General features: G+C 70.3%; 22 protein-coding genes. 10 read left to right on the top strand and 12 right to left on the bottom strand.

What is annotated here, in order from left to right; all coding sequences use genetic code 11:
• The first annotated feature begins 143 nt into the window (after positions 1-143).
• Positions 144-794, top strand: coding sequence for an NAD(P)H:quinone oxidoreductase (gene wrbA, locus ACWEOE_RS27610; RefSeq protein WP_452014076.1), 651 nt, complete (start codon positions 144-146; stop codon positions 792-794).
• Between the two features lie 3 nt (positions 795-797).
• Here wrbA and ACWEOE_RS27605 read toward each other — a convergent pair whose 3' ends face one another.
• Both ACWEOE_RS27605 and ACWEOE_RS27600 read right to left on the bottom strand, forming a co-directional pair.
• Positions 798-2141 carry an MFS transporter gene (locus ACWEOE_RS27605; protein ID WP_452014074.1) on the bottom strand — a complete coding sequence of 448 codons (1344 nt, stop codon included), beginning with the start codon at positions 2139-2141 and terminating at the stop codon, positions 798-800.
• A complete protein-coding gene (locus tag ACWEOE_RS27600) occupies positions 2107-2931 on the bottom strand; it encodes a MurR/RpiR family transcriptional regulator (protein ID WP_452014072.1) in 825 nt (274 codons plus the stop codon). Before ACWEOE_RS27600 ends, ACWEOE_RS27605 begins: the two co-directional genes overlap by 35 nt.
• 83 nt (positions 2932-3014) lie before the next feature.
• On the opposite strand from ACWEOE_RS27600, the gene ACWEOE_RS27595 reads away from it, so the two are divergent.
• Positions 3015-4466, top strand: coding sequence for an aromatic amino acid ammonia-lyase (locus ACWEOE_RS27595; protein WP_452014070.1), 1452 nt, complete (start codon positions 3015-3017; stop codon positions 4464-4466).
• Positions 4467-4673: 207 nt separating this feature from the next.
• Here the strand turns inward: ACWEOE_RS27595 and ACWEOE_RS27590 are convergent, their stop codons facing one another.
• Positions 4674-4883 (bottom strand): DUF2945 domain-containing protein, encoded by a 210-nt coding sequence (locus ACWEOE_RS27590; RefSeq protein WP_452014068.1) that lies wholly within the window; start codon positions 4881-4883, stop codon positions 4674-4676.
• A 211-nt stretch (positions 4884-5094) separates the two neighbouring features.
• Between ACWEOE_RS27590 and ACWEOE_RS27585 the strand changes: the two genes are divergently transcribed.
• Positions 5095-6216 (top strand): hypothetical protein, encoded by a 1122-nt coding sequence (locus ACWEOE_RS27585; protein ID WP_452014066.1) that lies wholly within the window; start codon positions 5095-5097, stop codon positions 6214-6216.
• Here ACWEOE_RS27585 and ACWEOE_RS27580 read toward each other — a convergent pair.
• On the bottom strand, positions 6134-6790 hold the full coding sequence (locus ACWEOE_RS27580) for an IclR family transcriptional regulator (RefSeq protein WP_452014064.1): 657 nt from the start codon (positions 6788-6790) through the stop codon (positions 6134-6136). The genes ACWEOE_RS27585 and ACWEOE_RS27580 overlap by 83 nt on opposite strands.
• Positions 6703-6948 carry a helix-turn-helix domain-containing protein gene (locus tag ACWEOE_RS27575; RefSeq protein ID WP_452014062.1) on the bottom strand — a complete coding sequence of 82 codons (246 nt, stop codon included), beginning with the start codon at positions 6946-6948 and terminating at the stop codon, positions 6703-6705. Before ACWEOE_RS27575 ends, ACWEOE_RS27580 begins: the two co-directional genes overlap by 88 nt.
• 141 nt (positions 6949-7089) lie before the next feature.
• On the opposite strand from ACWEOE_RS27575, the gene ACWEOE_RS27570 reads away from it, so the two are divergent.
• The 3 genes from ACWEOE_RS27570 (at position 7090) to ACWEOE_RS27560 (ending at position 9692) form a co-directional block, all read left to right on the top strand.
• The gene (locus ACWEOE_RS27570; protein ID WP_452014060.1) at positions 7090-7800 is read left to right on the top strand and encodes a CoA transferase subunit A; all 711 of its coding nucleotides are present in this window, start codon (positions 7090-7092) and stop codon (positions 7798-7800) included.
• Positions 7797-8423, top strand: coding sequence for a 3-oxoacid CoA-transferase subunit B (locus ACWEOE_RS27565; protein WP_452014058.1), 627 nt, complete (start codon positions 7797-7799; stop codon positions 8421-8423). The genes ACWEOE_RS27570 and ACWEOE_RS27565 overlap by 4 nt, the downstream gene beginning before the upstream one ends.
• Before the next feature lie 147 nt (positions 8424-8570).
• Complete coding sequence (locus ACWEOE_RS27560) at positions 8571-9692, top strand: hypothetical protein (RefSeq protein ID WP_452014056.1); 1122 nt, start codon at positions 8571-8573, stop codon at positions 9690-9692.
• 51 nt (positions 9693-9743) lie between these two features.
• Here ACWEOE_RS27560 and ACWEOE_RS27555 read toward each other — a convergent pair whose 3' ends face one another.
• The 3 genes from ACWEOE_RS27555 to ACWEOE_RS27545 are packed head-to-tail and all read right to left on the bottom strand — an operon-like array spanning position 9744 to position 13399.
• Positions 9744-10508, bottom strand: coding sequence for a citryl-CoA lyase (locus ACWEOE_RS27555; protein ID WP_452014054.1), 765 nt, complete (start codon positions 10506-10508; stop codon positions 9744-9746).
• A 14-nt stretch (positions 10509-10522) separates the two neighbouring features.
• Positions 10523-12052 (bottom strand): class I adenylate-forming enzyme family protein, encoded by a 1530-nt coding sequence (locus ACWEOE_RS27550; RefSeq protein ID WP_452014052.1) that lies wholly within the window; start codon positions 12050-12052, stop codon positions 10523-10525.
• Between the two features lie 12 nt (positions 12053-12064).
• A complete protein-coding gene (locus tag ACWEOE_RS27545; RefSeq protein WP_452014050.1) occupies positions 12065-13399 on the bottom strand; it encodes an MFS transporter in 1335 nt (444 codons plus the stop codon).
• 97 nt (positions 13400-13496) lie between these two features.
• Here ACWEOE_RS27545 and ACWEOE_RS27540 point away from each other — a divergent pair, with 97 nt between their 5' ends.
• Together ACWEOE_RS27540 and ACWEOE_RS27535 are read left to right on the top strand one after the other, a co-directional pair.
• Positions 13497-14291 (top strand): IclR family transcriptional regulator domain-containing protein, encoded by a 795-nt coding sequence (locus ACWEOE_RS27540; RefSeq protein ID WP_452014048.1) that lies wholly within the window; start codon positions 13497-13499, stop codon positions 14289-14291.
• 236 nt (positions 14292-14527) lie between these two features.
• On the top strand, positions 14528-15676 hold the full coding sequence (locus ACWEOE_RS27535) for a hypothetical protein (RefSeq protein ID WP_452014046.1): 1149 nt from the start codon (positions 14528-14530) through the stop codon (positions 15674-15676).
• 304 nt (positions 15677-15980) lie between these two features.
• On the opposite strand, the gene ACWEOE_RS27530 is transcribed toward ACWEOE_RS27535, so the two are convergent.
• Positions 15981-16844, bottom strand: coding sequence for a LysR family transcriptional regulator (locus ACWEOE_RS27530; protein ID WP_452014044.1), 864 nt, complete (start codon positions 16842-16844; stop codon positions 15981-15983).
• Complete coding sequence (locus tag ACWEOE_RS27525; protein WP_452014042.1) at positions 16835-17452, bottom strand: hypothetical protein; 618 nt, start codon at positions 17450-17452, stop codon at positions 16835-16837. The genes ACWEOE_RS27530 and ACWEOE_RS27525 overlap by 10 nt, the downstream gene beginning before the upstream one ends.
• 277 nt (positions 17453-17729) lie before the next feature.
• Between ACWEOE_RS27525 and ACWEOE_RS27520 the strand changes: the two genes are divergently transcribed.
• The gene (locus ACWEOE_RS27520; RefSeq protein ID WP_452014040.1) at positions 17730-18098 is read left to right on the top strand and encodes a hypothetical protein; all 369 of its coding nucleotides are present in this window, start codon (positions 17730-17732) and stop codon (positions 18096-18098) included.
• A gap of 350 nt (positions 18099-18448) precedes the next feature.
• Here the strand turns inward: ACWEOE_RS27520 and rox are convergent, their stop codons facing one another.
• Positions 18449-19870: a rifampin monooxygenase gene (rox, locus tag ACWEOE_RS27515; protein WP_452014038.1), complete on the bottom strand. Its 1422-nt coding sequence runs from the start codon at positions 19868-19870 to the stop codon at positions 18449-18451.
• A 177-nt stretch (positions 19871-20047) separates the two neighbouring features.
• The gene (locus ACWEOE_RS27510) at positions 20048-20524 is read right to left on the bottom strand and encodes a MarR family transcriptional regulator (protein ID WP_452014036.1); all 477 of its coding nucleotides are present in this window, start codon (positions 20522-20524) and stop codon (positions 20048-20050) included.
• Between the two features lie 109 nt (positions 20525-20633).
• On the opposite strand from ACWEOE_RS27510, the gene ligA reads away from it, so the two are divergent.
• Complete coding sequence (ligA, locus tag ACWEOE_RS27505; protein WP_452014034.1) at positions 20634-23117, top strand: NAD-dependent DNA ligase LigA; 2484 nt, start codon at positions 20634-20636, stop codon at positions 23115-23117.
• Position 23118: the final 1 nt, after the last annotated feature.

The following is a 23118-nucleotide window of genomic DNA, read 5'->3' as shown; positions in this document are numbered from 1 at the left end:
GCGGGGGCCGGGAGTCCTCGCCCGCGCGAGATGAGGTGGGGCGGCGCCGTTGGTTAGTTTCAGTCAAGGTATCGAGTGAAATGGTATCGAGTGACACGATCTTGGTGTCCGGGACCGCCGTGCCGTCTTTGAGGGAGTGGCCCATGTCCGAGGGGTGCAGCAAGATCGCCGTCGTGTACTACTCCGCCACCGGAACCGTGTTCACGCTGGCCGAGGCCGTGCGCGCGGGCGCCATGGCGGCGGGCGCGCAAGTTCGGCTCCGGCGTGTGGCGGAGATCGCACCGTCGAGCGCGATCGCCCGCAACCGCGGCTGGCGGGAGCACCTGGCCGCGACCGAGCACGTTCCGATTGCGGCGCACGAAGATCTGTTGTGGGCCGACGGGATCGTGTTCGGCACGCCCGCGAGGTTCGGCAACATCGCAAGCCAGCTCAAGCAGTTCTTCGACACCCTGACCGGGCTGTGGGCACGCGACCTGTTGGTGGACAAGGTCTACAGCGGGTTCACGTCGAGTGCTTCCGCCCACGGCGGGCAGGAAACGACGCTGCTCGCGCTCTACAACTCCGTGTACCACTTCGGCGGTGTGCTCGTGCCGCCCGGCTTCAAGGGCCATGCCAACGACTCGGGCGGGAACCCGTACGGCGCGAGCCACAGCACCGGTGAGGACGGCTCGATCGCCGTCGACGAGACCGCGCTGGCCTCCGCTCGTGCGCAGGGACACCGCGTCGCGACGATGGCCGCCGCGCTGAAGACCGGCCTCGCGTCACCCCGGGTGCCTGCCGGGGCCACGCAGTGAGCCTCAGTCCATCGTCGAGTTCTTCGTTTCCGGCGCCCACAGCACCGAAACCACCAGGCCGAGCACCAGCACCACCGTCAGGATCACCATGGTCGGCGAGAAACCGATCCCGTCCAGCGCCAGGGGCAGCAGGAACGTGCCGATGGCCGAGCCGACGCGGCTGAGGCCGTTGAGCAGGCCGACGCCGGAGCTGCGCAGGTCGGTGGGGAACAGCTCGGGTGGGTAGACCTGGTCGAGGTTCACGGCGGCGGACATGGTGAACGTGAACACCAGGAACAACGGGAAAAGCAGCCCGGTGGGCGCGTCCGGCCAGATCGCCATCGGCGCCATCGTGGCGATGAGGACCACGAACGACCAGATCGTCAAGCCGCGGCGTGACATCTTCGCCACCAGCCACAGGCCGCCGAGGCTGCCGGCGAGGAGGAAGAGGTTCAGCAGGCCGTCACTGGTCGTGTCTTCCTCGCCGACGCCCATCTTGAGCAGCACCAGCGGCAGGAACGTGTAGATGGCGAAGTAGGGCACCACCTGGGCGTTGTAGAAAATCGTCCCGAACGCCGTGTTGCGCCAGTACCTGCTGCCGAACAGTTCGCGGTAACGCACGCGCCGCTGCGTGACGTGGTTGCGCACCAGCTCTTCGAACGCCTCGACGTCGCCACGCAGGCGCCCCACCACGGCGCGGGCCTGGTCCACGCGGCCCTGTGAGAGCAGCCAGCGCGGGGACTCCGGCACGCCGATGCGCAGCAGCACCACGACGATCGCGGGGATGCAGCTCGACGCCAGCAGCCAGCGCCACGACTCGCCGCCGAGGCTCACCACGTAGTTGCCGAGGAAAAACGCGGCGACGTAACCGACGGTCCACAGCACGGTGAGCGAAGCCAGCAGCCCACCGCGGTACTTGCGCGGCACGAACTCCGCCACCAGCGTCGGACCGAGGGCGTAGTCGGCACCGATGCCGATGCCGATCAGCAGTCTCAGGAGGAACAGCTGCGTCGGGCTGGTCACGAAGAACTCGGCGGCCGAGGCGACGGCGATCAGCAGGAAGTCCACTGTGTACAGTCGCTGCCGGCCGATCTTGTCCGCCGCCCAGCCGACGATGATGCTGCCGAGGAAGATCCCGATCAGCGCCGACGCACCCAGCAGCCCCTCCCACACCGTGCCGAAGCCGAGCTGCGAGGCGATCAGCGGCAGGGCGATGCTGATGATGCCGAGCTCGTAGCCGTCGGAGTAGTTGGCGCAGAACGTGAGCGCGGTGATGCGGAGGTGGAAGCGGTTGAGCGGGACGTCGTCGAAAGCGGTCGCGCTTCCTCCCGTCTCACTCGGGGAGGAAGAGGTCTTGCTCTGCGGCATAGTCTTCGAAACCTTCCAGTCGTTGCCGGGCCAGGGCGCCGGCCGCGTCGGCCATCGCCTCGACCAGCGCCACGGTCAGGGAGGCGATCGCGGCGTGGGAGTCGAACACGAACTCGGAGGCGACGCCCGCGTGCAGCACGTCGTCGGCGAGCGGGGTGAGCGCCGAGACGGGCCGGTCCGTGATCAGGAGGGTGCGCAGGCCCAGTGCGCGAGCCTGCTCGAGGGCCGCGGCGCTCTCCCGGGGGTAGCGGGGGAGCGCGACGAGGACGAGCGTCCGGGCGCCACACCGGTGGGCGTGGCGCAGGGCGTCGCCGAAGACGCTGCCGGGGTCCGTGAGCAGGCGGACGTCCGGGTGGATCTTGGTGGCCAGGTAAGCGAACGACGCGGCCTGCGCGGCCGAGACGCGGTAGCCGGCGACGACGAGTGGCACCGAGTCCATGAGCGTCGCGGCGATCGTTCTCAGCCGGGTCTCGTCGGCCAGCTGAGCGCGCAGGGCGGTGAGGTTGCGCAGGTCGGCGTCGATGGCGGCCTGGAACTTGTTGCCGCCGCACTCCGGCTCGGGCTCGGCCGCGGCTTCGCGCAGGTAGCGGCGGAATCCGGCGTAGCCGTCGAAGCCGAGCAGCGCGACGAACCGCGTGACCGAGGGCTGGCTGACCTGCGCGTACTCCGCCAGCTCGGCGCTGGTGAGCGCCGCCGCCTCGGCCGCGTGGTCGGTGAGGTAGCTGGCGATGCGCCGCTGCGCCGGGGTCAGCCGGTGGGCGGTGAGCAGCTCGTGCAGCGACCGGGACAACCCGGGCCTCCCTTGCCAGCGGAGCGAATGAATAGTTTCATGTCACCATAGGAATGAATGAAAACTTGTCAAGAGGGGTGGCGATGGCCGACACCAGCCGCATCGAGATCAGCGGCTCCGGACTCCGCTGCGCCGACGTGGTCCGCGTGGCGCGTCGCAGCGCGTGGACGGAGCTGGCGCCCGAGGCCGTGACCGGCGCGGCGCGCAGCTACGAGCTGGCGGTGGAGCTGGGTGCAAAGCGTGCCGTGTACGGCCGCACCACCGGCGTCGGCGCCAACCGGCACACGGTCGTCGATCCGGAATCCGCCGACCACCACGGCCTGCGCCTGCTGCGCAGCCACGCCGGCGGCACCGGCGAGCCCCTGGCCGACGAGGTCGTGCGCGCCGTGATGGCCATCCGCCTCAACCAGCTCGCGGCCGGCGGCAGCGGCGTACACCCCCGGCTGCTGCGCGCGCTGGAAACGGCTCTGCGCGTCGGTGCGCTGCCCCTGGTCCACTCGCGCGGCGCCATCGGCACCGGCGACTTGACGGCGTTGGCCGAAGTCGCCTTGACGCTGGCGGGCGAACTGCCCTGGGCCGCCGGCGAACTCGACCCGCTCCCCATCAGCCCCGGCGACGCGCTGGCGTTCATCTCCAGCAACGCCGCCACGCTCGCCGAAGCCGTCCTGGCCTGGCACGACCTGCGCCGGCTGCTGTCCGCATCGCACGTGGTCACGGCGCTGACGTTCTGCGCCCTCGGCGGCTCGGCCGAGGCGTATTCGGCCCGCGTGCACGCCGCCCGGCCCCACCCGGGCGCCGTCTTCTGCGCCGCCCAACTGCGCCGCCTCCTCCTCGAAGGCGACGAGGTCCTCGACGGCCGCCGCCTCCAGGACCCCTTCGGCCTGCGCGCCTTCCCCCAGGTCCAGGGCCCGGCCCTCGACGCGGCGGCCTCGGTCGAGCGCGTGCTGGACATCGACATCAACGCCGCCGCCGAAAACCCGCTCATCGACGTGGAGACCCAGCAGGCCTACCACCACGGCCAGTTCTCGACCGCCCACGTGGCCCTCGCGTTCGACCACCTGCGCGCCGCCCTGCACCACGTCGCCGAACTCTCCACGGCCCGGCTCGGTGACCTGGTGGAGCCCGATCTGAGCGGTCTGCCCCCGTTCCTCGCCCAGGGCCCCGCGGGCAGCTCGGGAATCATGATCCTGGAGTACGTCGCCCACGACGCCCTAGGCACCCTGCGCCACGCCGCCTCCCCGGTGACCCTCGGCACCGCCGTGATCTCCCGCGGCCTGGAGGACCACGCGAGCTTCTCGACCCACGCGGTCCGCAGCACGGTCGCCGCCACCGCCGCGTACCGCACGGTGCTGGCCTGCGAACTGCTCGCAGCGGTACGCGCGCTGCGGCTCTCGGGGGTGGCCCTGCCGGACACCCCGCTGCGCGAAGCGTTCCGCCTCGCGGAGGGCGCGCTGCCGTACATCGCGGAGGACCATCCGTTGAGCGCGGAGATCAGTCTGGCGGAACGGTTGCTGGATCGGCTCGCGGTGCTGTGAGGTCTACTGTGGACAGAGATCCGCACGAGCCGGGTACTCCGGAGCCCTCGACCGCACCGACGAATGGCCGGCGGTGTTGGAACTTCTCGCCCACGAGCCGGAGGAAGTCCTGAGCGTGCGCGGTGCGACCAAGCGCATCCGGCACACGGCCGGACAGCGCCTGCGGATCGTCGACAACAGCCGGTAGGTGACCTCGGCCGGTGAACCTCAAGCCGGGTGGATCTTGTCCGGGTGATGCACCGCCGTCCGTCCTGATTTCTCGCTGCGCACCAGGTACTGCGGTGCGTCCGGTGACGCCGCGACGTGCCGTCCGCCCGCCTCGGTGTCTTCGGTGATCACGTCCTCGATCGTGCCGACCGAGCTCTGGTTGCCGGCGTCCCAGGTCACCCGGTCGCCCTTGCGGAACTTCTGAGTCATGGTTGCGCGTACCCGCCGGGCGCGGCAGTGACACAAAGGCGCGGGTCGGGCAGGTGCCCGAACGTCATCGCGACGCAGGGGTTTCCTTGAGTTGACCTGCGGCGATGGATAGCCTGACCGCACTCGGGCCACCGGAAGAGCGAGTCGGCGAGCTGTGCCGCGGAAGAGGAAGACGCAGGATGGAACCGCAGACCGCGGCCGGGAGCTCCCGATGAGCCGTGATGCACACCCGGCGATCAGCCGGCGCGAGCGGCACCGGCGAACCGACCCGGCGGGGCCAAGCGCGCCGCGTTGGTCGAAGCAGCCGTGGCTCGGGGTGGCGGGCCTGGTGCCGGTGCTCGTCACGGCGGCGTTGATCGCCGTGGGGGCCGGGGGTGCCGAGTCGTCGCTGCTGGTGCTGTCGCCGATCGTCACGTTCGCGTTGCCGGTGGCCGCGATGATCGCGTTCTGGTGGGAGGATTGGCCGGGCACGCGGCTCGGGCCCGACTGGGGCGGCTGGGCGGACACGCTTCTCGTCGTGATCGCCGGGGTGGGGCTCACGTTGCTGGGCGCGGCGGTGGTGGGCCATCCGTCGTTCGGCGCGATCTTCGATCCGGCGCCGGACGACGCGCAGCTGAGCACGTTCCCCGCGACCATGCCGCTCGCCGGCGCCGCGTTCGTCGTGATGCTGGAGCTCACGCTGGTGAGCGAACGCTGGCCGCTGCGCGCGTGGCTCAGACCCGTCCCCGCCGGGATCTGCGCGGTGGTGCTGTCGTGGGCGATCGCGTTGCTGCTGTACGTGCTGGTGCTCGGCGCTACCCCGTTCGAGGCCGGCGGCCACGGCCTGCTCGATCCCGCGGTGTTCGGCACGGTGCTCACCTGCGTCGGCGCGTGGCAGGTGCTGCTGTTCGTGCTGTTGCGCGGCTGGCCGTTCAACCTCGTCGAACAGCAGTGGGTGCGGTTCGCGTGCGCCAACGTCGCGACGATCGGCCTTGGCATCCTCACCTTCGTGGTCCTCGAAGGAGCCGTGGCCGTGCCGACCCTGTCCGCCCTCACCGGCGACCTGATCGCCGCGGGGCTCGTGGTCGGTGTGCTCTTCGAAGACGCGCTGCCGGCCCGGTGGTCCGCGGCGCTCGACCGGGTCGTGTCCGTGCTGCTGGCGCTCGCCCTCGCGGCCGTGCTGCACGTCGTGCTGCTGACGCTGGCCGATTCGCTGAGCTGGGGCCGCGGAACGCCGATCGGCTGGGTCGGTCACGTGACCCTCAACGCCCTCAGCGTCGCCGTGCTCCTGCACGTGGCCATCGGCCGCCGCTGGCCCTTCGCGGCCGAACCTGGCCCGACAGCTTCCGCGTGAGGGCGTGGGCTTCGCGCAGCAGCAGCGCGCCAAGCTCGGTCCGGCGCTCCTCGGGGAAACGGAATTCCACGCCCGTCAGGGAAAGCGCCCACGCCGGCGCGCCGGATCGGCCGAACACCGCGGCGGCCAGGCCCCAGCTGCCCTCGACGACGAGGCCCGGGTTGAGCGCGTAACCCGTCTCGCGAGTACGCGCGATGCGGGCGCGGATCTCGGCCACACCGTGGGCCGCGCCCCACTTGCCGGTGAGGTCGACGCGGCCGAGGTACTCGTCGATGTCACGGTCGGGCAGGAACGACAGCACCACGAGCCCCGCCGAGACGACGCCGAGCGGGAAGCGCGCACCCTCGTACAGCACGAAGGAGCGGATCGGGAAGCTGCCGTCTTCCCGAAGGAGGCACACGGTTTCGTCGCCGCGGCGTGCGGAGAAGAACGCGCTCTCGCCCGTGGCCTCGGCCAGCCGGTGCACGCTGGCGCGGGCGTGTTCGGTCACGTCGTAGCGCTGCGCCGCGACCTCGCCGAGCAGGTACAGCTCCGGGCCGAGGTGCCACTGGCCGGTGCGCTGGTCGCGGTCCACGAACCCCTCGTCGCCCAGCGCCGTGAGCAGGCGGTGCGCGGTGGGCGGGCGAGGCCGGCGGCCCGGGAGATCTCGGTGGTGGTGGCGCCGTGGCCGTGTGACAGCGCGCGCAGCACCGCCGCCGCACGGCCGACGAGGTGGTCCGGGGCGCTGGTCATCGGCTGAGCCTACGTCCGCTGAGTGAACGCGACAACCAGTGGATGACCATCGAACGAGCGACCGGTTCGCCGTCATTGACCAGGCAAGGGTGGCCATCGTTGAGTGGTCCGGTCCGATCGTTGAGTGGACGGGAGAACACCTTGCCGACGATTTACCCCAGCGCCGTGGCGGCACTCGCCGACGTGCTCACCGACGGCTGCGTCCTCGCCGTGGGCGGGTTCGGCCTGAGCGGCAAACCGACGGACCTCATCGAGGCCGTGCGCGATTCCGGGGTGCGCGACCTGACCGTGGTGTCCAACAACATGGGCGTCGACGGCCAGGGGCTCGGGATCCTGCTCGAGAACCGTCAGGTGTCCAAAGTGGTCGCTTCCTACGTCGGGGAGAACAGGCTCTTCGCGCGCCAGGTGCTCGACGGCGACCTGGACGTGGAGCTCGTGCCGCAGGGCACCCTCGCCGAACGGCTGCGCGCGGGCGGCGCCGGCATTCCCGCGTTCTACACGCCGACGGGCGTCGGCACCCCGGTGGCCGAAGGCAAGCCCCACGCGGAGTTCGACGGCCGCACCTACGTGCTCGAACGCGGCATCGTGGCCGACGTGTCCCTCGTGCACGCCCACACCGCCGACCGCGCCGGCAACCTCGGTTACCGCCTGGCCGCGCGCAACTTCAACCCGCTCGTCGCCGCGTGCGGACGCGTGTGCGTCACCGAGACGGAGATCTTGCTCCCGGACTTCGCAGAGCCCGAGCACGTGATGACGCCGGGGGTGTTCGTGCAGCGGCTCGTGCTCGCGAAGCGACGGGAGAAACCCATCGAGAAGCGGACCGTCCGCCCCGAGGAGGTGGCGCACGCATGAGCTGGACGCGAGACGAAATGGCGGCCGTCGCGGCACGGGAACTGCGCGACGGCGACTACGTGAACCTCGGCATCGGCATCCCGACGCTCGTCGCGAACCACGTGCCCGACGGGGTTCGTGTGACGCTGCAGAGCGAAAACGGCATCCTCGGCCTGGGTCCGTTCCCGATCGAGGGGGACGAGGACGCCGACCTCATCAACGCGGGCAAGCAGACCGTCACCGTCGCGCCGGGTGCGAGCTTCTTCGACTCGGCCACGTCGTTCGCCATGATCCGCGGCGGGCACATCGACCTGGCGCTGCTGGGTGCGTTCCAGGTCGCCGCCAACGGGGACCTCGCCAACTGGAGCGTGCCGGGCACGCTGGTGAAGGGCATGGGCGGCGCGATGGACCTGGTCGCCGGCACGAAACGCGTGGTGGTGCTGACCGACCACGTCGCGAAGGACGGGTCGCCGAAGATCGTGTCGCGCTGCACGCTGCCACTCACCGGCGCCGGGGTGGTCGACCGGGTCATCACCGACCGCGCCGTCCTCGACGTGACTACGGAAGGTATCCAACTGATCGAAGCGGCACCTGGTGAAGATCTCACCAGTATCCGCGCGATCACTGCTTGTGAAGTGTTCTGAGCGGGCATTATCTGTCCGGTCACACTGACCCGATTTTCCGGATGACCGTGCCTTTTCGCCCTGAGGTAATCGAGATTTTTCAACTTAGAGTAGTCGGTGGTCTTGATCGACTCCTCCCGATTCACCTTGAGAACAAGGGGTACACCCGTGCACAAGAACAGATCCGCGAGCACCTTCGGCAGAGCCCTCGCGGCCGCTGGTGCGTTGTCGCTGCTCGCGTTCGCGACGGCCACGCCGGCGAGCGCCGACACGGCGCCGTCGACGGTCGATCAGGACGTTGCGCAGCTGGAGCAAGAGGTCAACGACCTGGCGGCCGTCGTCTACGGCTCGGCGGCGGGCAATGCCGACTCGCTCTTCGACTCGCCGGCCGGCCACCCCGCCACCGTGCACAGCTTTGCGGCCGGTGATCCGGTCGCCGGCTGCACCGACGGCGCGTTGGTGACTTACGCGCGTGGTCTGGAGGCCAGTCTGACTCCGACCGAGGACAAGGCGTTCAACACGCTTTCACTGCTCGTCGAGATGTACGCCGAGGGCGTGGAGACCGAGCAGACGGCCGAGCCCTTCGGGACCGACGGTCAGTACACCGCCCGCGCCACCGCTGCCGCGAACAAGCTTCGTTCCTTCTGGGACATCGACGCCCAGGACATTCAGTTCGTCCCCTGGAAGGGCACCGACCTCGCCGACCCGGCCAAGATGACCAGGACGTTCGCGATCGGCTTCTCGCCGGTGCGCGCGGCGCAGGCGACCGTGCTGACCCGGAAGGTGCTCGCCGACCTTCCGGTGTTCCAGAACGGCGCCAACCCGCTGCTGACGCTGAACTCCTACGCCGTGCCCGCCGGGTACATGGGCGGCCGCCGCGTGGTCCTCGGCGACGGTGAGCTCGACACGATGCGCATGCTCGGCGTCGACGACGTGTCCGTCGAGGCGATCCTCGGCCACGAGTTCGGCCACCAGGTCAACTTCGCCAACGACAACAACCCGGCCGACGAGTCGAGCGAGATGGGTCCCGACGCCTATGGCGGCTACTTCACGGCCCATGCCGAGGGCATGGCCTTCGACGCCACCCTCCAGCAGCACGTCGGCAACCTCAACGCCGACATCGGCTCCTGCAACCGCAACCACGGCACTCCCGAGCAGCGCCGGGCCGCGGGGCAGTGGGGCGCCGACCAGGCCACGAGCCAGGCCGACCCGAACGAAATCGTCTCGTCGACGAAGATGATCGCCGCCTTCAAGGACGAGTACCCCGTGATCATGAGCACCGTGAGCTGACCGTCCCGCGTCACTCCGGGGCCGGGTTCGCGAACCCGGCCCCGGTTTCGTTCATTGGTGGTGGCGCGTCGCGGCTTCGTCGACCTCACGCCAGATCGCCGGCGCGGTCGGTGTGCGGATCTCTTCCAGCACGTGCCCGACCAGCCCGACGGCCCGGGCCATCACGCCGATGCCCCGGGCGGCGCGCCAGTCGATGCCCAGCCGCGACGCGATGGCGCCGATGGCCCCGGTGACGTTGACCGGGAGCTCCTTGCCCAGGGCGACGCCCGCTTGCCGCGCGACCTCGCGGATCAACGCGACCTGCGGCCCGGTCAGCCCGGCGTCGTCGAGCAGGGTGAACAGCCGTTCCGCCCGCGGGTCCAGCGGTTTGTGGATGGGGTGCCCGATGCCGGGGATCAACGTCCTGGCCGCGACGAACCGCTCGACGATCTTCCCGGCCTCCGCGGTGAGGTCACCGTCGAGGTCGGCCTCCTGCACGTACCGCGCGGCACCCTCGATCGAGCCGACGAACGTGGTCCCGAGCCCGAGCAGCCCGGCCGCGACCGCGCTCTGCAAGGAGTCCGGTGCGCCGTAGTGCGTGAGCCGGGTCGCGATCGCACTCGGGGTCAGGCCGTGTTCGACGAGGCTGACGGTGAGCGCGTTGAACACCCTCGACTCACCCGGTGACGGCAGGCGGCCGGTCAGCTCGAGGAAACCCATGTCCCCCAGGTTGACGTTGCCCACGAGGTCGTCGACCAGGTCGTGGCCGAACACCGTGATGCTCTTCGGCGTGCTCCAGCTGATGTCGGACCGGAACTCCGGTGAATCACCCAGCATGCGTGTTCCTTCCTTCAGGCTTGTTTCTCGAGTTCGGCACGCACGACTTTCCCGGACGCGTTGCGCGGCAATGTTTCCGGCGCGACGAACCGGATCTCACGCGGCCGTTTGAACCTCGCCAGCCGGGTGCCGCACAGCTCGATCAGTTCCTCGGCCGACACCGTCTCGCCGGCGCGGGCCACGAACGCGACCGGCACCTCACCCCACGTCGGGTCCGCGCGGCGCACGACCACGGCTTCGAGCACTGCGGGGTGCCGCAGCAGCGTGCGTTCGATCTCGGCCGGGTAGATGTTCTCGCCGCCGCTCTTGATCAGGTACTTGGCGCGGTCGACGAAATCGAGTGTGCCGTCGGCGTTGCGCACGAACACGTCGCCGAGGTGGAACCAGCCGCCGCGGAAGTCGTGGGCGGTGGTGGTGGGGTCGTTCCAGTAGCCGCTGAACACCGTGGGCCCGCGCAGGCAGATCTCGCCCGGCTCGCCGTCGGCGACATCGGTGTCATCCGGGGCCACGAGCCGGATCTCGCAGTAACCGCTCTGCACCTTGGCCAGCGACCGTGGTTCGACGCCCACCGCCAGCGTGTCACCGGAACACGGCGGGCAGCCGGTTTCGGTGGTGCCGAACGTGTTCGCGAACGGCGCGTCGAGCAGACCGGTGATCTCGGCGATCTCGTCGGGCCCGATGAGGTCCGGCATCACGCCGCACAGACGCACCCCGGCCGGTGTGATCCGCTTGTCGCGCAACACATCCGCGAAGCGGCGGACGGTGCCGGGCATGAGCAGCAGCCACCCGAGCCGTTCCGTGGCCACGAGGTGAGCGAGCTCGGCCGCGTCGAACCCGTCGACCACCACGACCTTGCCGCCGCTGATGAGCGTGCTCACGGAATTGTCGAACGCGCCCATGTGGCTCAGCGGCGACCAGGCGACGAACGCGTCGTCGCCCGCGAGGCGGTACTCCGCGCGGGTGGCGGCGCTGCGCGCGATCTCGGCTCGGTGGCTGATGGCCGCGCCCTTCGGCACACCCGTGGTGCCGCTCGTGTAGAGGATGACCAGCACGTCTTCGGGCCGGGCCGCCGACGGTCCGGTCCACGGCGTGGCCGCGCAGAGCTCGGCTTCGAACGGCTCACCCAACAGCAGCCGCGGCCGGCTGCCGAGCGGTGCGGCGAACTTCTCGTCGGCTCGCTCCGAGGTGATCAGCACCTTCGGCTCCACGAGGTCGAGGCACGCCACGAGCTCGTCCGCACCCGCCCGCAGGCCAGGACACGCGACGATCGCGCCCAGCACCGCCGCGGCCAGCGTGATCTCCAGGTACTCCACGCGGTTCTCCGACACCAGCGCCACGCGGTCGCCCCGCGCCACACCCCGGCTCGCCAGCAGCCCGGCGATCCGGCGGCTGCGTTCGGCCAATTCGCCGTAGGTGATCCGGCGCTCCCCGGCCTGCAGCGCGACGCGGCCGGGATGGGTGCGGGCGCGGTCCTCGAAGAGCGAGCCGACGGTGCTGGCGGCGGCGTCGAGCACCGGGTTGGCCTGTGTTTCGGGTTCGGTCATGGGCGGTTCCCGTCAGATCAGGGCCGAACCGGTCCGGCCGGGTTCGGCCACGACCGTGTCGGCTTCGCGAGGAGCACGGACCAGCAGCACGCCGACGACGCCGACCAGGCTCGTGAACGCCATCCAGCCGGCGATCGCCCAGGGGCTGCCGTGCAACCAGCCCAGCAACGCCGTGGCGATCAGCGGTGCCAGGCCACCACCGATCACGGTGCCGCCTTCGCGGCCCACGGAAATCGCGCTGTAGCGGCTGCGGGTGCTGAACAACCCGGCGAAGTACCCGGCCTGGATGGCGTCGGTCGCCGAGCCGGCGCCGGCGATCCCGATGGTGACGGCGATGATCACCGGCGCGACGCCCTTGCTGTCCACGAGCAGGAAGAAGGGAAACGCAAACAGGGCCTGGAAAACCAGGGCCACGATCATCACGCGGCCGAAGCCGAAGCGGTCGCCGAGGTGGCCGTAGACCGGGCAGAGCACGCACGCGACGGCGGCGCCGATGACCGTCGCCCAGAGGATCTGGGTTTTGCCGAGCCCGAGCTGCTTGGTCGCGTAGGTGAGGACGAACACCGAGACGATGTTGAACGTCGCGTTCTGCCCCACGCGCATGAGGAAGATCGCGAGCATGTTGCGCGGCTGCTTGAACGCCTTGAGCAGCGGCGCGCGTTCCTGCTCGCCGGCCTGCTTGATGCGGTTGAACTCGCGCGTCTCCGGCAGGCCCTTGCGCACCCACAGGCCCACGCCGACCAGGACCACGCTGAGCAGGAACGGGATGCGCCAAGCCCACGAGAGCAGCTGCTCGTTGCTCACCAGCGCGCCGACGATCACGTAGACCACCGACGCGAGGATCAGGCCCGCGAACACCGCGCTGGAGAGGAACGCGCCCCAGAACCCGGGCCGGGCGCTGCCGTTCTCCTTGGTCAGCAGCGCGGCGCCGCCCCACTCGCCGCCGGTGCCGATGCCCTGCACGATCCGCAGCACCACGAGCAGGATCGGCGCGAGGGCCCCGATCTGCCCGTACGTGGGCAGGAGGCCGACGGCCAGCGTCGCGATGCCCATCGCCAGCAGCGTCACGACCAGCGCGTTCTTGCGGCCGATGCGGTCACCGACGTGGCCGAAGATCGCGCCGCCGAGCGGGCGGGCGACGAAGCCTGTGGCGAACGTGGCGAAGGAGAGCAGCGAACCGTTCAGCGAGCTCGCCGACGGGAAGAACAGGCTCGGGAAGATCAAGGCCGAGGCCGTGCCGTAGAGGAAGAAGTCGTACCACTCGACCACGGTGCCGAACGAAGCGGCGATGGTGGCTCGTCTGGTCAGGTGTGTCCACTGTGCACTGTCAGGTCGCTGGTCTCGCACGCCGAGCCTCCTCGTTGAGCCGGAGCAGTGCTAGAATTTCGCCTAGCGAATACTTTTCCGCTAGGCGGCAAACGAGATTAGGAAGGGCTGCGCGACGATGTCAAGCGCGGACAAGGAACAGTTCGTCACCTCGCTGGCCAGGGGATTGACGGTGTTGCGGGCCTTCGGGCCCGATCAGCCCGAAATGTCCCTCAGCCAGGTCGCCGCCGCCACGGGCCTCAGCCCCGCCGCCGCGCGCCGCTTCCTGCTCACGCTGGTGGAGCTCGGGTACCTGGCGCAGGTGGACAAGCGGTTCGTCCTCACGCCGCGGGTGCTGGAGCTCTCGGCGGGCTACACGCGGGCGATGAACCTGAGCAGCCTGGCGCAGCCGCTGCTGCAGCGTGTGCGCGACGAGACCGGCGACAGCGTCTCGCTGACGGCGCTAGCGGGCACCGACATCCTCCACGTGTGTCACGCGCAGACCGACCGGTTGATGCGCTTCGCCATCACGCCGGGTGCGCGCGTGCCGGCGTACGTGAGCGCGTCCGGCCGGGCGATCCTGGCCCACGAGCGCCCGGCGGTGCTCGATGCCTTCCTCGGTGTCGCCAAGCTCGAGGCGCGCACGGCCTCCACTGTGACTTCGGCCGACGACCTGCGTGCGCGCCTCGACCAGGTTCGCCGCGACGGCTACGCGGTGGTGGTCGACGAGCTCGACGTCGGCATCACCGCCCTGGGCTGCCCCGTGTTCGGCGGCTCGGTCGTGGCCGGGGTCAGTTGTTCCACGGTTTCCGGTTACCTGCCGGTGCCGGAGTTCGTGGCCACGCGGCTGCCGTTGCTCAAAGAGCTGGCTGCGCGGCTGGGAGAGGCGTTCGAGCGATTTCCCGCGTTGCTGCATTCATTCGAAATGCAGTGATCCGCACGCGAAAAGGTTGTGCCGGAGCGCGATTTTCCCCTGCCTGGCTCAGCACTTTCGTCGGTCGTTGTCGACGACCGGTCCGGGCCTAGTACTTTCGGCTGGGCGAACCCGCCGAATGGTGTAGGCCATCTCGGGAGTCTTCGGGTGATGCCCGTTTCGGGGCCTGAGTCCGTCCTAAGGTGATCTTGCTTCTCGATCTTGATCCCGGGTCTTTTCTCAGGAGGGGAACACCTGTGCCCAAACTTCCACGCACGCTCAGCAGAACTCTGGCCGCGGCGGGCACGCTGTGCGCGCTCACGGTGGCCACGGCCGTGCCGGCGTTCGCGGCCGAGCCCGCGCCGTCGACCGTCGAGCAGGACGTGACGCAGCTGTACCAGGACGTCGTGGACCTGTACAACGGCATTCCCGCGAGCGCGCGGGCCGGCGTCGACCCGCTGATCGACTCGCCGATCGACCACATCGGGCAGAAGCAGGGCCACGCGAAGCAGAAACCGGCCGCGGACTGCACCGAGGGTGCGCTGCTCACGTACGCGAACCAGCTCGCCGCACAGCTCACGCCGGTCGAGGGCCAGGCTTTCGACGCGCTTTCCGCGCTCGGCCAGCTCTACGCACAGGGCGTGGCCACCGACAAGCAGCCGCAGGTGTTCGGCACCGACGGGCAGTACACGTCGCGCGCCACTTCGGCCATCTCGAAGCTGCGTGGTTTCTGGGACATCGAAAGCTGGAACGTGCAGCTCGTCGCGTGGAAGGGCACCGACCTCGGCAGCTCGGCGAAGATGGCGCAGACCTTCGGCCTCGGCCTCGCGCCGGCGCGCGTGAAGGACGCGGCCGCGCTCGCCAACAAGGTGCTGTTCGAGCTGCCGGTGCTGCAGGGCGGGCGCAACCCGCTGCTCACGCTCAACGCGTTCTCCGCCCCGGCCGACAGCTTCGGTGGCAAGCGCGTGATGCTCGGTGACGGCATCCTCGACACCACCAACCTGCTCGGCTTCGACGACGTCGCCGTGGAAGCCGTGCTGGGCCACGAATACGGCCACCAGCTCGACTTCGCCCACAACAACTTCCCGGGCAACGAGTCCGGCGAAATGGGCCCGGACGCCTACGGCGGCTACTTCGTGGCCCACGCCAAGGGTGAGGCCTGGGACGCCCGCACCCAGCAGGAAGTGACCTACCTCAACGCCTCCATCGGCGACTGCCAGCACAGCCACGGCACCCCCGACCAGCGCAAGGCCGCCGGCGCGTGGGGCGAGAAGCAGGCCACGGGCCAGACCAACCCGAACAGGATCATCCCCTCCGCGACGATGATCACCAAGTTCCAGAAGGAATACCCGAAGCTGGTCCCGCCGGCCGCCGACCCGGCCGTCCTGGCCGCGGCGCACAGCTGATCCAGTTCACCCGTTCCTGATTACGGCGGGCCGCCTCGGTTCACGAGGCGGCCCGTTCGCGTGCTGATTCAGCTCTCCCATCGCTGAGTCCCAGCAAAAAGCCGCGTTGGACCGGCCCTCGTGCCTCCGCCGATACTCGAAGGCATGGACACCGAGACCACGGACCTGGTCCGCCTGCTTCGTCGCTTCGGCGTGCGCGCGCTGGCTCTGGCGGCGGTCACGGCCCTGGTCGGCTACCCGACGGTGGCGATGGTCCTCGGGCTGGTCGGGTGCGGTCTGCTGTTCGCGCGGCCGCGGGGAAGGCTCACGACAACAGATGAGCCAGCAACGCCCGGGCCGCCGGGTTCGTCGGCTCCGGACCGCGCCCCGCAAGACGGATCGCACGACTGAAGCCCGGCTGCTCCAGCCGCGCGTGCGGCAGCCCTGAGCGCTGCGCCACCGGCTCCGGCACGATGCTCACCCCGAGTCCGGCCGCGATGAGGTCAACCAGCAGTGGCATGTGCGTGGCCTCCCAGACGCGGTTGTGGCGCAGGCCGGCTTCGGCGAAGCGGCGTGCGACCATGGCCTGAATGCCGCTGCCGCTGAAGTCGAGGAACGGTTCGTCGTCGAGTTCGGCCAGGCGGACGCGGCGGCGGCGGGCGAGTCGGTGGCCGGGGTGGCACAGCAGCACGAGGTGCTGGGACCACTCGGCGAACCCCGTCAGCTCGCCGGGCAGCGGTTCCTCCGCGGCGAGGAACGACAGGTCGAGCTCCCCGCTGGCCACGGCGGCCGCCAAGTCGGGCACCAGACCCTCGCGCACCTGGATGCGCACGCCCGGGTAGCGCGTGCGGAACACTCCGAGCTTGGCCGGCAGGTCGACGACCGTGAGCGTCTGGATCGTCCCGATCGACACGCGTCCGCTCGCCAGCCCCGCGACGGCCGCGACCTCGCCGCGCGCGGCCACCACGTCGGCGACGATGCGGTGCGCCGCAGGCACGAGGGCGCGCCCCGCTTCGGTCAGCTCGACGCGGCGCGTGGTGCGCTCGAACAGCGGTGTGCCGAGTTCGCCCTCGAGCTTGCGGATCGACGCGCTCAGCGCCGACTGCACCACGTGCACTTCCTGCGCGGCCGCGGTGAAGCTCCCGCGCCGCACCACGGCGAGGAAGTGCTCGACCTGCCTCAGCTCCATTCAGCGATCTTAGAGCTTGATCCACTCGGAATGATCGCCGAACGCTGCGACAAATCGTGGTCGGCCCTCCCGGCGCGCCGCGCGTTTTCGCAGGTGGCGGCACGTACGGTCGGGCTCCGAGAGAGGACAACAGAATGCCGAGACCCAGCAGAGCAGCGATCAGACGACGAAGAACGACGCTGGCGCTCACCGTCGCGCTGATCTTGACCTTCGTCTCCCTTCTGGTGTTCGACGGCCCGCCCACGCAACCGGGCGGCGGCGCCCAGGCCGCGGCCGCGCCGGTATCCCCGCCTTGGCTGCACGAGCTGAACCCGGGCGAGAAACCCCCGCAGTTCGTGCTCTTCTCCTTCGACGGCGCCGGATCCCACGAGCACTGGCAGCGTGTGCTCCCGCTGGCGCAGCGCGTCCACGCCCACTTCAGCGGTTTTCTCTCCGGTATCTACCTGCTCACCGACGCCCAGCGCACGCAGTACCAAGGCCCTGGCCATCGCGCGGGCAAGGCGTCCATCGGCTTCGGTGGGTCCGAACAGGACGTGCGCACGCTCGTAGCCGACCTCAACACCGCCGTGGCCCAGGGCCAGGAAATCGGCACGCACTACAACGGTCACTTCTGCACCGGTTCGGAACCCAGCGTCGGCCACTGGACGAGTGCCGCGTGGAGCGACGAGCTGGCGCAGTTCTTCGAATTCGTCGACCGGGCCCGCACGCAGCGCGGTCTCAACCTCGACCCGGCCACGATCCGCGGCGGCCGCACCCCGTGCCTGGAGGGCGACTGGAGCCAGGCGTTCCCCGCGATGCGCCAGGCCGGACTGCGCTACGACTCGAGCCGTCCGTTGCGAGGGTGTGCGCTGGCCCGAGCAGGTGGACGGTCTGTGGGAGTTCTGGATGCCGTACGTGAAAGTGCCTGCCCTGAACAAAAAAGTGGTCATGATGGACTACAACCTGTGGTTCCAGTACAACCACGCCCGCGACGACAGCTCCCGCACCGCCGAATTCCGCGCCGCCACGCTCGCGACCTACCGCGGTGCGTACCAGGCCGCGTTCACCGGCAACCGCGCGCCACTCGTGGTGGCCAACCACTTCAACGACTGGGCCGGCGGCGCTTTCGCCCGGGCGGCCGAGGACTTCATGGGCGAGGTCTGCGTCAAGCCGGACACGATCTGCGCCACGTACAGCGAAGTGATCCGCTGGCTGCAACTGCGGGATCCGGCGGAGCTGGCCCGGCTGCGGCAGTTGCCGCCCGCGCAACCGTGATCGTCGGGAGGGCTTGCTCGACCTGGTCGGCTGGACGATCTTCCTGGTTGTCCACAGCGACGCTCGCTTGTGGACAATTCGGTGCCCGCGCGGTCGTGGGCCCGGTTTTGTCGGGTCTCGCCGGTAGAATGGATCCGGGGGTGGCCCCCTGGGGAGGGCGGGCTCTGTTCTCGGTCGGGCTTGTCCTCGGTCGGGCTTGTCCGAAGTGGGCTCTGGCCGCGTTGGGGCTCTGGTTGCGGTCGGGTTTTGGCCGGGGCCGGGCTCTGGCCGGGTTCGGGTTCGGGTTCGAGCCAAGTCAAACCACCGCGACGCGGCCGGCGCACAGAACCTCCGGCCGCGTCGAGGCGGGCTCAGTGAGCCGTGCCGAACCACCGCGCCAGCCCGGCCTCCAGCTCCTGCTGCTCGGCGCCGAGCCACACCACGTGCCCGTCGGGCCGCAGCAGCACGGCCGGCACGTCGAGCTCCTCACTGACGTCCACGAGGTGGTCCACCCGGTCGGCCCACCCCGCCGCGGAAAGCCCGCCGGTCTGGTCGAGCAGCAGCCCGCGTCCGGCGTGCAGCTGGGCGTAGAGCGGGCCGCTCTTGAGGCTGACGTTGCGCAGCCGCCGGCCGAGCAGGTCGGGGCCGTCGCCGAAGTCGTAGCGGATGCCGATGGCGGTCACCTTCTCGATGAGGAACCGCGTCACCTCTTCGAAGTCCATCAGCTCCGACACGAGCCGCCGCACGGCCTGCGGACCCGGCTCCAGCGACATCAGCTCGGCCTGCGCGCGCGTGTTGTTCAGCACGGACGCGGCCACCGGGTGCCGCTCGGCCTCGTAGGTGTCGAGCAGCCCGGCCGGCGCCCAGCCGTGCACCGCGGCGGCGAGCTTCCAGCCGAGGTTGAACGCGTCCTGGATGCCGAGGTTGAGCCCCTGCCCGCCCATCGGCGGGTGGATGTGCGCGGCGTCGCCGGCGATCAGCACGCGCCCCGAGCGGTAGCGCTCGGCCAGCCGCGTGGAGTCGCCGAACCGCGACAGCCAGTGCGGCGAGTGCATGCCGAAATCGGTTCCGGCGGTGGCGCGCGTGGCCGCCTTCAGCTCGTCGAGCGTCGGCGGGCGCGTGCGGTCCTCGGCCACTTCCAGGGCGGGCGTCACGAGCCGGTAGCCACCGTCGGGCAGCGGCCCGGCGCCGAACCCCAGCTGGGTCTTGCGCACCTGGTTCATCACGGTGAGCACCTCGTCGGCGGGCGCGGTCAGCTCGACCTCGCCGAGCAGCCACTCACGCCGCGACGGTTCGCCCGGGAAGTCGATCCCGAGCAGTTTGCGCACGGTGCTGCGCCCGCCGTCGCAGCCGACGAGATACCGCGCCCGCAGGTGTGAGCCGTCGGCCAGGTCCACCGTCACGCCGTCGTCGTCCTGGCTCAGCCCGACCAGCTCGACGCCCCGCCGCAGCTCGGTGCCCACCTCGACGGCGTGCTCGGTCAGCAGCCGCTCGACCACGGTCTGGGCCAGACCGAGCGTGTGCGGGAACGCCGTGTCCAGGTTCGGCGGCGTCGGCTTGGCGATCCCCGCGAACCCCGCGATGGGGTACTTCGTGCCGGCCTCCAGGAACGGCTCCAGCAACCCGCGCTGGTCCAGCACCTCCAGGCTGCGCGTGTGCAGGCCCAGCCCGCGCACGATCTTGCTCGGCTCCACGTCGCGCTCCAGCACGACCACACCCAGCCCCTGCAACCGCAGCTCGGCCGCGAGCATCACACCCGTCGGCCCGGCCCCGGCGATGACCACATCGATCACGAAAACTTCCCCCGCTCTCCGGCCGGACTTCCCGCGTTCCGGCCACGGTGGACGATTGTGCGGCACCCCGGGGGTCTTGCCGCAAGCCCCGGGGTGCGGTATACGTTGGAAGTGGCAGGGGAAACCCTGCTTTTTTCCTGTCCGGGGCGGGTTCGGCGCACCGTGCACAGTGGACCGTCAGCCTTGCGCGAGCTCCTCCGCCGAGTCTTCACCCGCCGTGGAAGTCCGGCGCAGGAAATCCGCGATCACTTCCAGCTCGGTTTCCGAATACCGGCTGCACACGTCGTCCATCCGCCCGTTCATCCCCGAGAAAACCTCAAACAGCTCCGCGTTGCGCTCCCGCACCCCCCGCACCGTCACCGCCCGGCGATCCGCCGACTCGGGATCGCGTTCCCGCACGACCCACCCCGCCTTTTGCAGGCGGTCCAGGATCCCCGTCAGCGTCGCGGGATGCAGGCCGGTGCGGCGGGCCAGCTCCGTGGGTGACAGCGGACCGTGGCGGTTGATGAAGTCCAGGCACGTCCAGTCGGCGTCGCGGAGTTCCACGCGGTTGCCGAAGCGGCGGTTGAGCAGAGCGAGCTGGATGTTGAGGTCGCGGACGGCGTCCTTGACCGCGGTCGTCAGCCGGCGGCGTCGCGCGGTGGCTGGCCTCATGCCGCCGTCCCCTCGTGGTTCGTGTGGAAACCGCAGGGTATCGCAGCAGCCGGAAGCTATGCTGGCGATATTATATGGTTTCCGTACAACTTGGGGTACGCTCGGAGTCATGGACAGCTACCGCAGGATGACCAACACGATCAACAAGATCATCGTCGGGTTGCAGCGCGGCGGGATCGCGTTCGGGCCGATGCAGCTGCTCACCGTGACGGGCCGGCGCACCGGGCAGCCGCGCACGTTCCCCATCGCCGTCAACGAACTCGACGGCGGCCGCTACATCTTCCAGGCGTTCCCGAAGGCCGCGTGGGTCGTCAACGCGCGCGCCGCCGACACCGTCACGCTCACGAGAGGCCGCAAGAGCCGCACGGCGCGGCTGGTCGAAGTCCCCGTCGAGGAGCGGCCGCCGTTGCTGCGTCAGCTGGTCGCGACGAGTCCGGCGAGCGTCGGCAAGCGGTTCGTCACCACGGGGCTGGCCGAGGGGGCTTCGCCGGACGAGGTGGCCGAGTCGGCGCCGCGGATCGCCGTCTTCCGGGTCGAGCCGGTCCGACGTCTGTCCGATGAGGACGGGTCCCGGTTTTTGTCGGACCCCCCGGGTAGCGTCGTCGACGTGAAAGAGCGCATTCAGGAACTCGCCGACCGCATCGTGGTGCTGCGCGACGCCTACTACCGGGGTTCGCCGGTGGTGGCCGACGCGGAGTACGACGCCGTCGAAGACGAGTTGCGGGGGCTGATCGAGGCCAACCCCGAGCTGGCGCCGGACCCCAACCCGCTGGAGCAGGTGGGGGCGCCGGCGGTGCTGCACGCGCCGATCCGGCATTCGCGGCCGATGCTGTCGCTGGAGAAGGCGACGCGGCCCGAGCAGGTGGCGGCGTTCTTCGATCGCTTCCCCGGGCAACCGGTGGTGGTGATGCCGAAGCTCGACGGCCTGTCGCTGGCGCTGGTCTACGAGCAGGGGCGCCTGGCGCGCGCGGTCACCCGAGGCGACGGCACGACGGGCGACGACGTCACCTTCCTCGTGCGCGCGCTCACCGATGGTGTCCCCGACCGGGTCGACGCACCGGGGCGGGTCGAGGTGCGCGGCGAGGCGGTGATGTTGCGCTCCACGTTCGCGGCCTACAACGTCGCGCATCCCGACAAGCCGCTGATCAACCCGCGCAACGCCGCGGCCGGCACGCTGCGGGCGAAAGACCCGGCGACCGTCGCCGAGCGGCGGCTGCGGTTCTTCGCGTTCGACCTGGACACCGACCCGGACAGCGCGGACACCGACCTGGGCAGCGCCCTGCAGACCCTCGGCTTCACCGCCGCCGACATGCGCCGCTGCACCGACGCCGAGGCCGCGCAGGCGGTCATCACCACGATCGAGCAGCAGCGCAACGACCTCGACTACGACCTCGACGGCGCCGTCCTGCGCCTGGCCGACCGCGACGCCTACGCGGCGGCGGGCACGCGGTCGAGCTCACCGCGCGGGGCGCTGGCGTTCAAGTTCGCGGCCGAGGAGAAGACCACGGTGCTGGCCGACGTCGTGTGGGACGTCGGCAAGACCGGCAAGATCGCCCCGGTCGCCTGGCTGGAGCCGGTGTTCGTCGGCGGGACCACGGTCACCCGCGCGACGCTGGCCAACCAGGAGGTGATCCGGGCCCGCGGCATCAAGATCGGCGACACGGTGCTGGTGCGCCGCGCGGGTGATGTGATCCCGTTCGTAGCGGGAGTGCTCGACGCGTCGAAACGCACGGGGGCCGAGCGCGACATCGTGCCGCCCTCCGTGTGCCCGTCGTGCGGGCAGCCGCTGACCGAGCAGGGCAACAGCCGGGAACTGTTCTGCACCAACGTCGCCTGCCCGGCCCAGACCGTGCGCCGGCTCATCCACTGGGCCTCGCGCGCGGCCGCGGACATCGACGCCATCGGCGGCGTGTGGATCGAACGGCTCGCGGAGCTGGGGATCCTCGAGCACCCGTCCGACTTCTACCGCCTGACCAAGGAACGTCTGCTGGAATTCGACCGCATCGGCGAGGTCTCGGCCACGCGCATGATCGAGTCGATCGACGCCAGCCGCCGAGTCGGCCTGCGGAGGGCGCTGATCGGGCTGGCGATCCCGATGGCGTCGGAGGGCACGGCCGCGCGCCTGTGCCGCTCGGGGTTCGCCTCGCTGGAGGCGGTCGCCGAGGCGGGCGTCGACGGTCTGGTGGCGGTGGAGGACATCGGCCCGAAGGTCGCCGCGTCCCTGATCGAACACCTCACCCGCCTGCGTCCCGAACTCGAGCGCCTGCGCGAGCGCGGCGTCTCCCTCGACGTGCTGGAGGAGGACCTCCCGCCGGTCGTCGCCGCGGGTGCCCCCTTGGCCGGCAAGACGGTGGTCATCACAGGCGGCATCAACGACCCGCGCTCCGGCGAAAAGGTGCCCCGCCCCACCTTCCAGCGCCTCTGCGAGCAGGCCGGCGCCACCACCGCCTCGTCCGTCTCGGCCAGCACCGACTTCCTCGTCACGGGCGCGGACGTCGGGGCCGCCAAGCTGACGAAAGCCGAGAAACTCGGTGTCGAAGTGGTGGACCAAGGCGTGATCTGGCAACAGCTCATCGAGGCGGGCGTCGTGTGAT

The organism is Amycolatopsis sp. NPDC004368, from assembly GCF_053602515.1.
The sequence above is the reverse complement of the archived record's forward strand: the minus strand, read 5'-3'. Positions and strand labels throughout refer to the sequence as shown.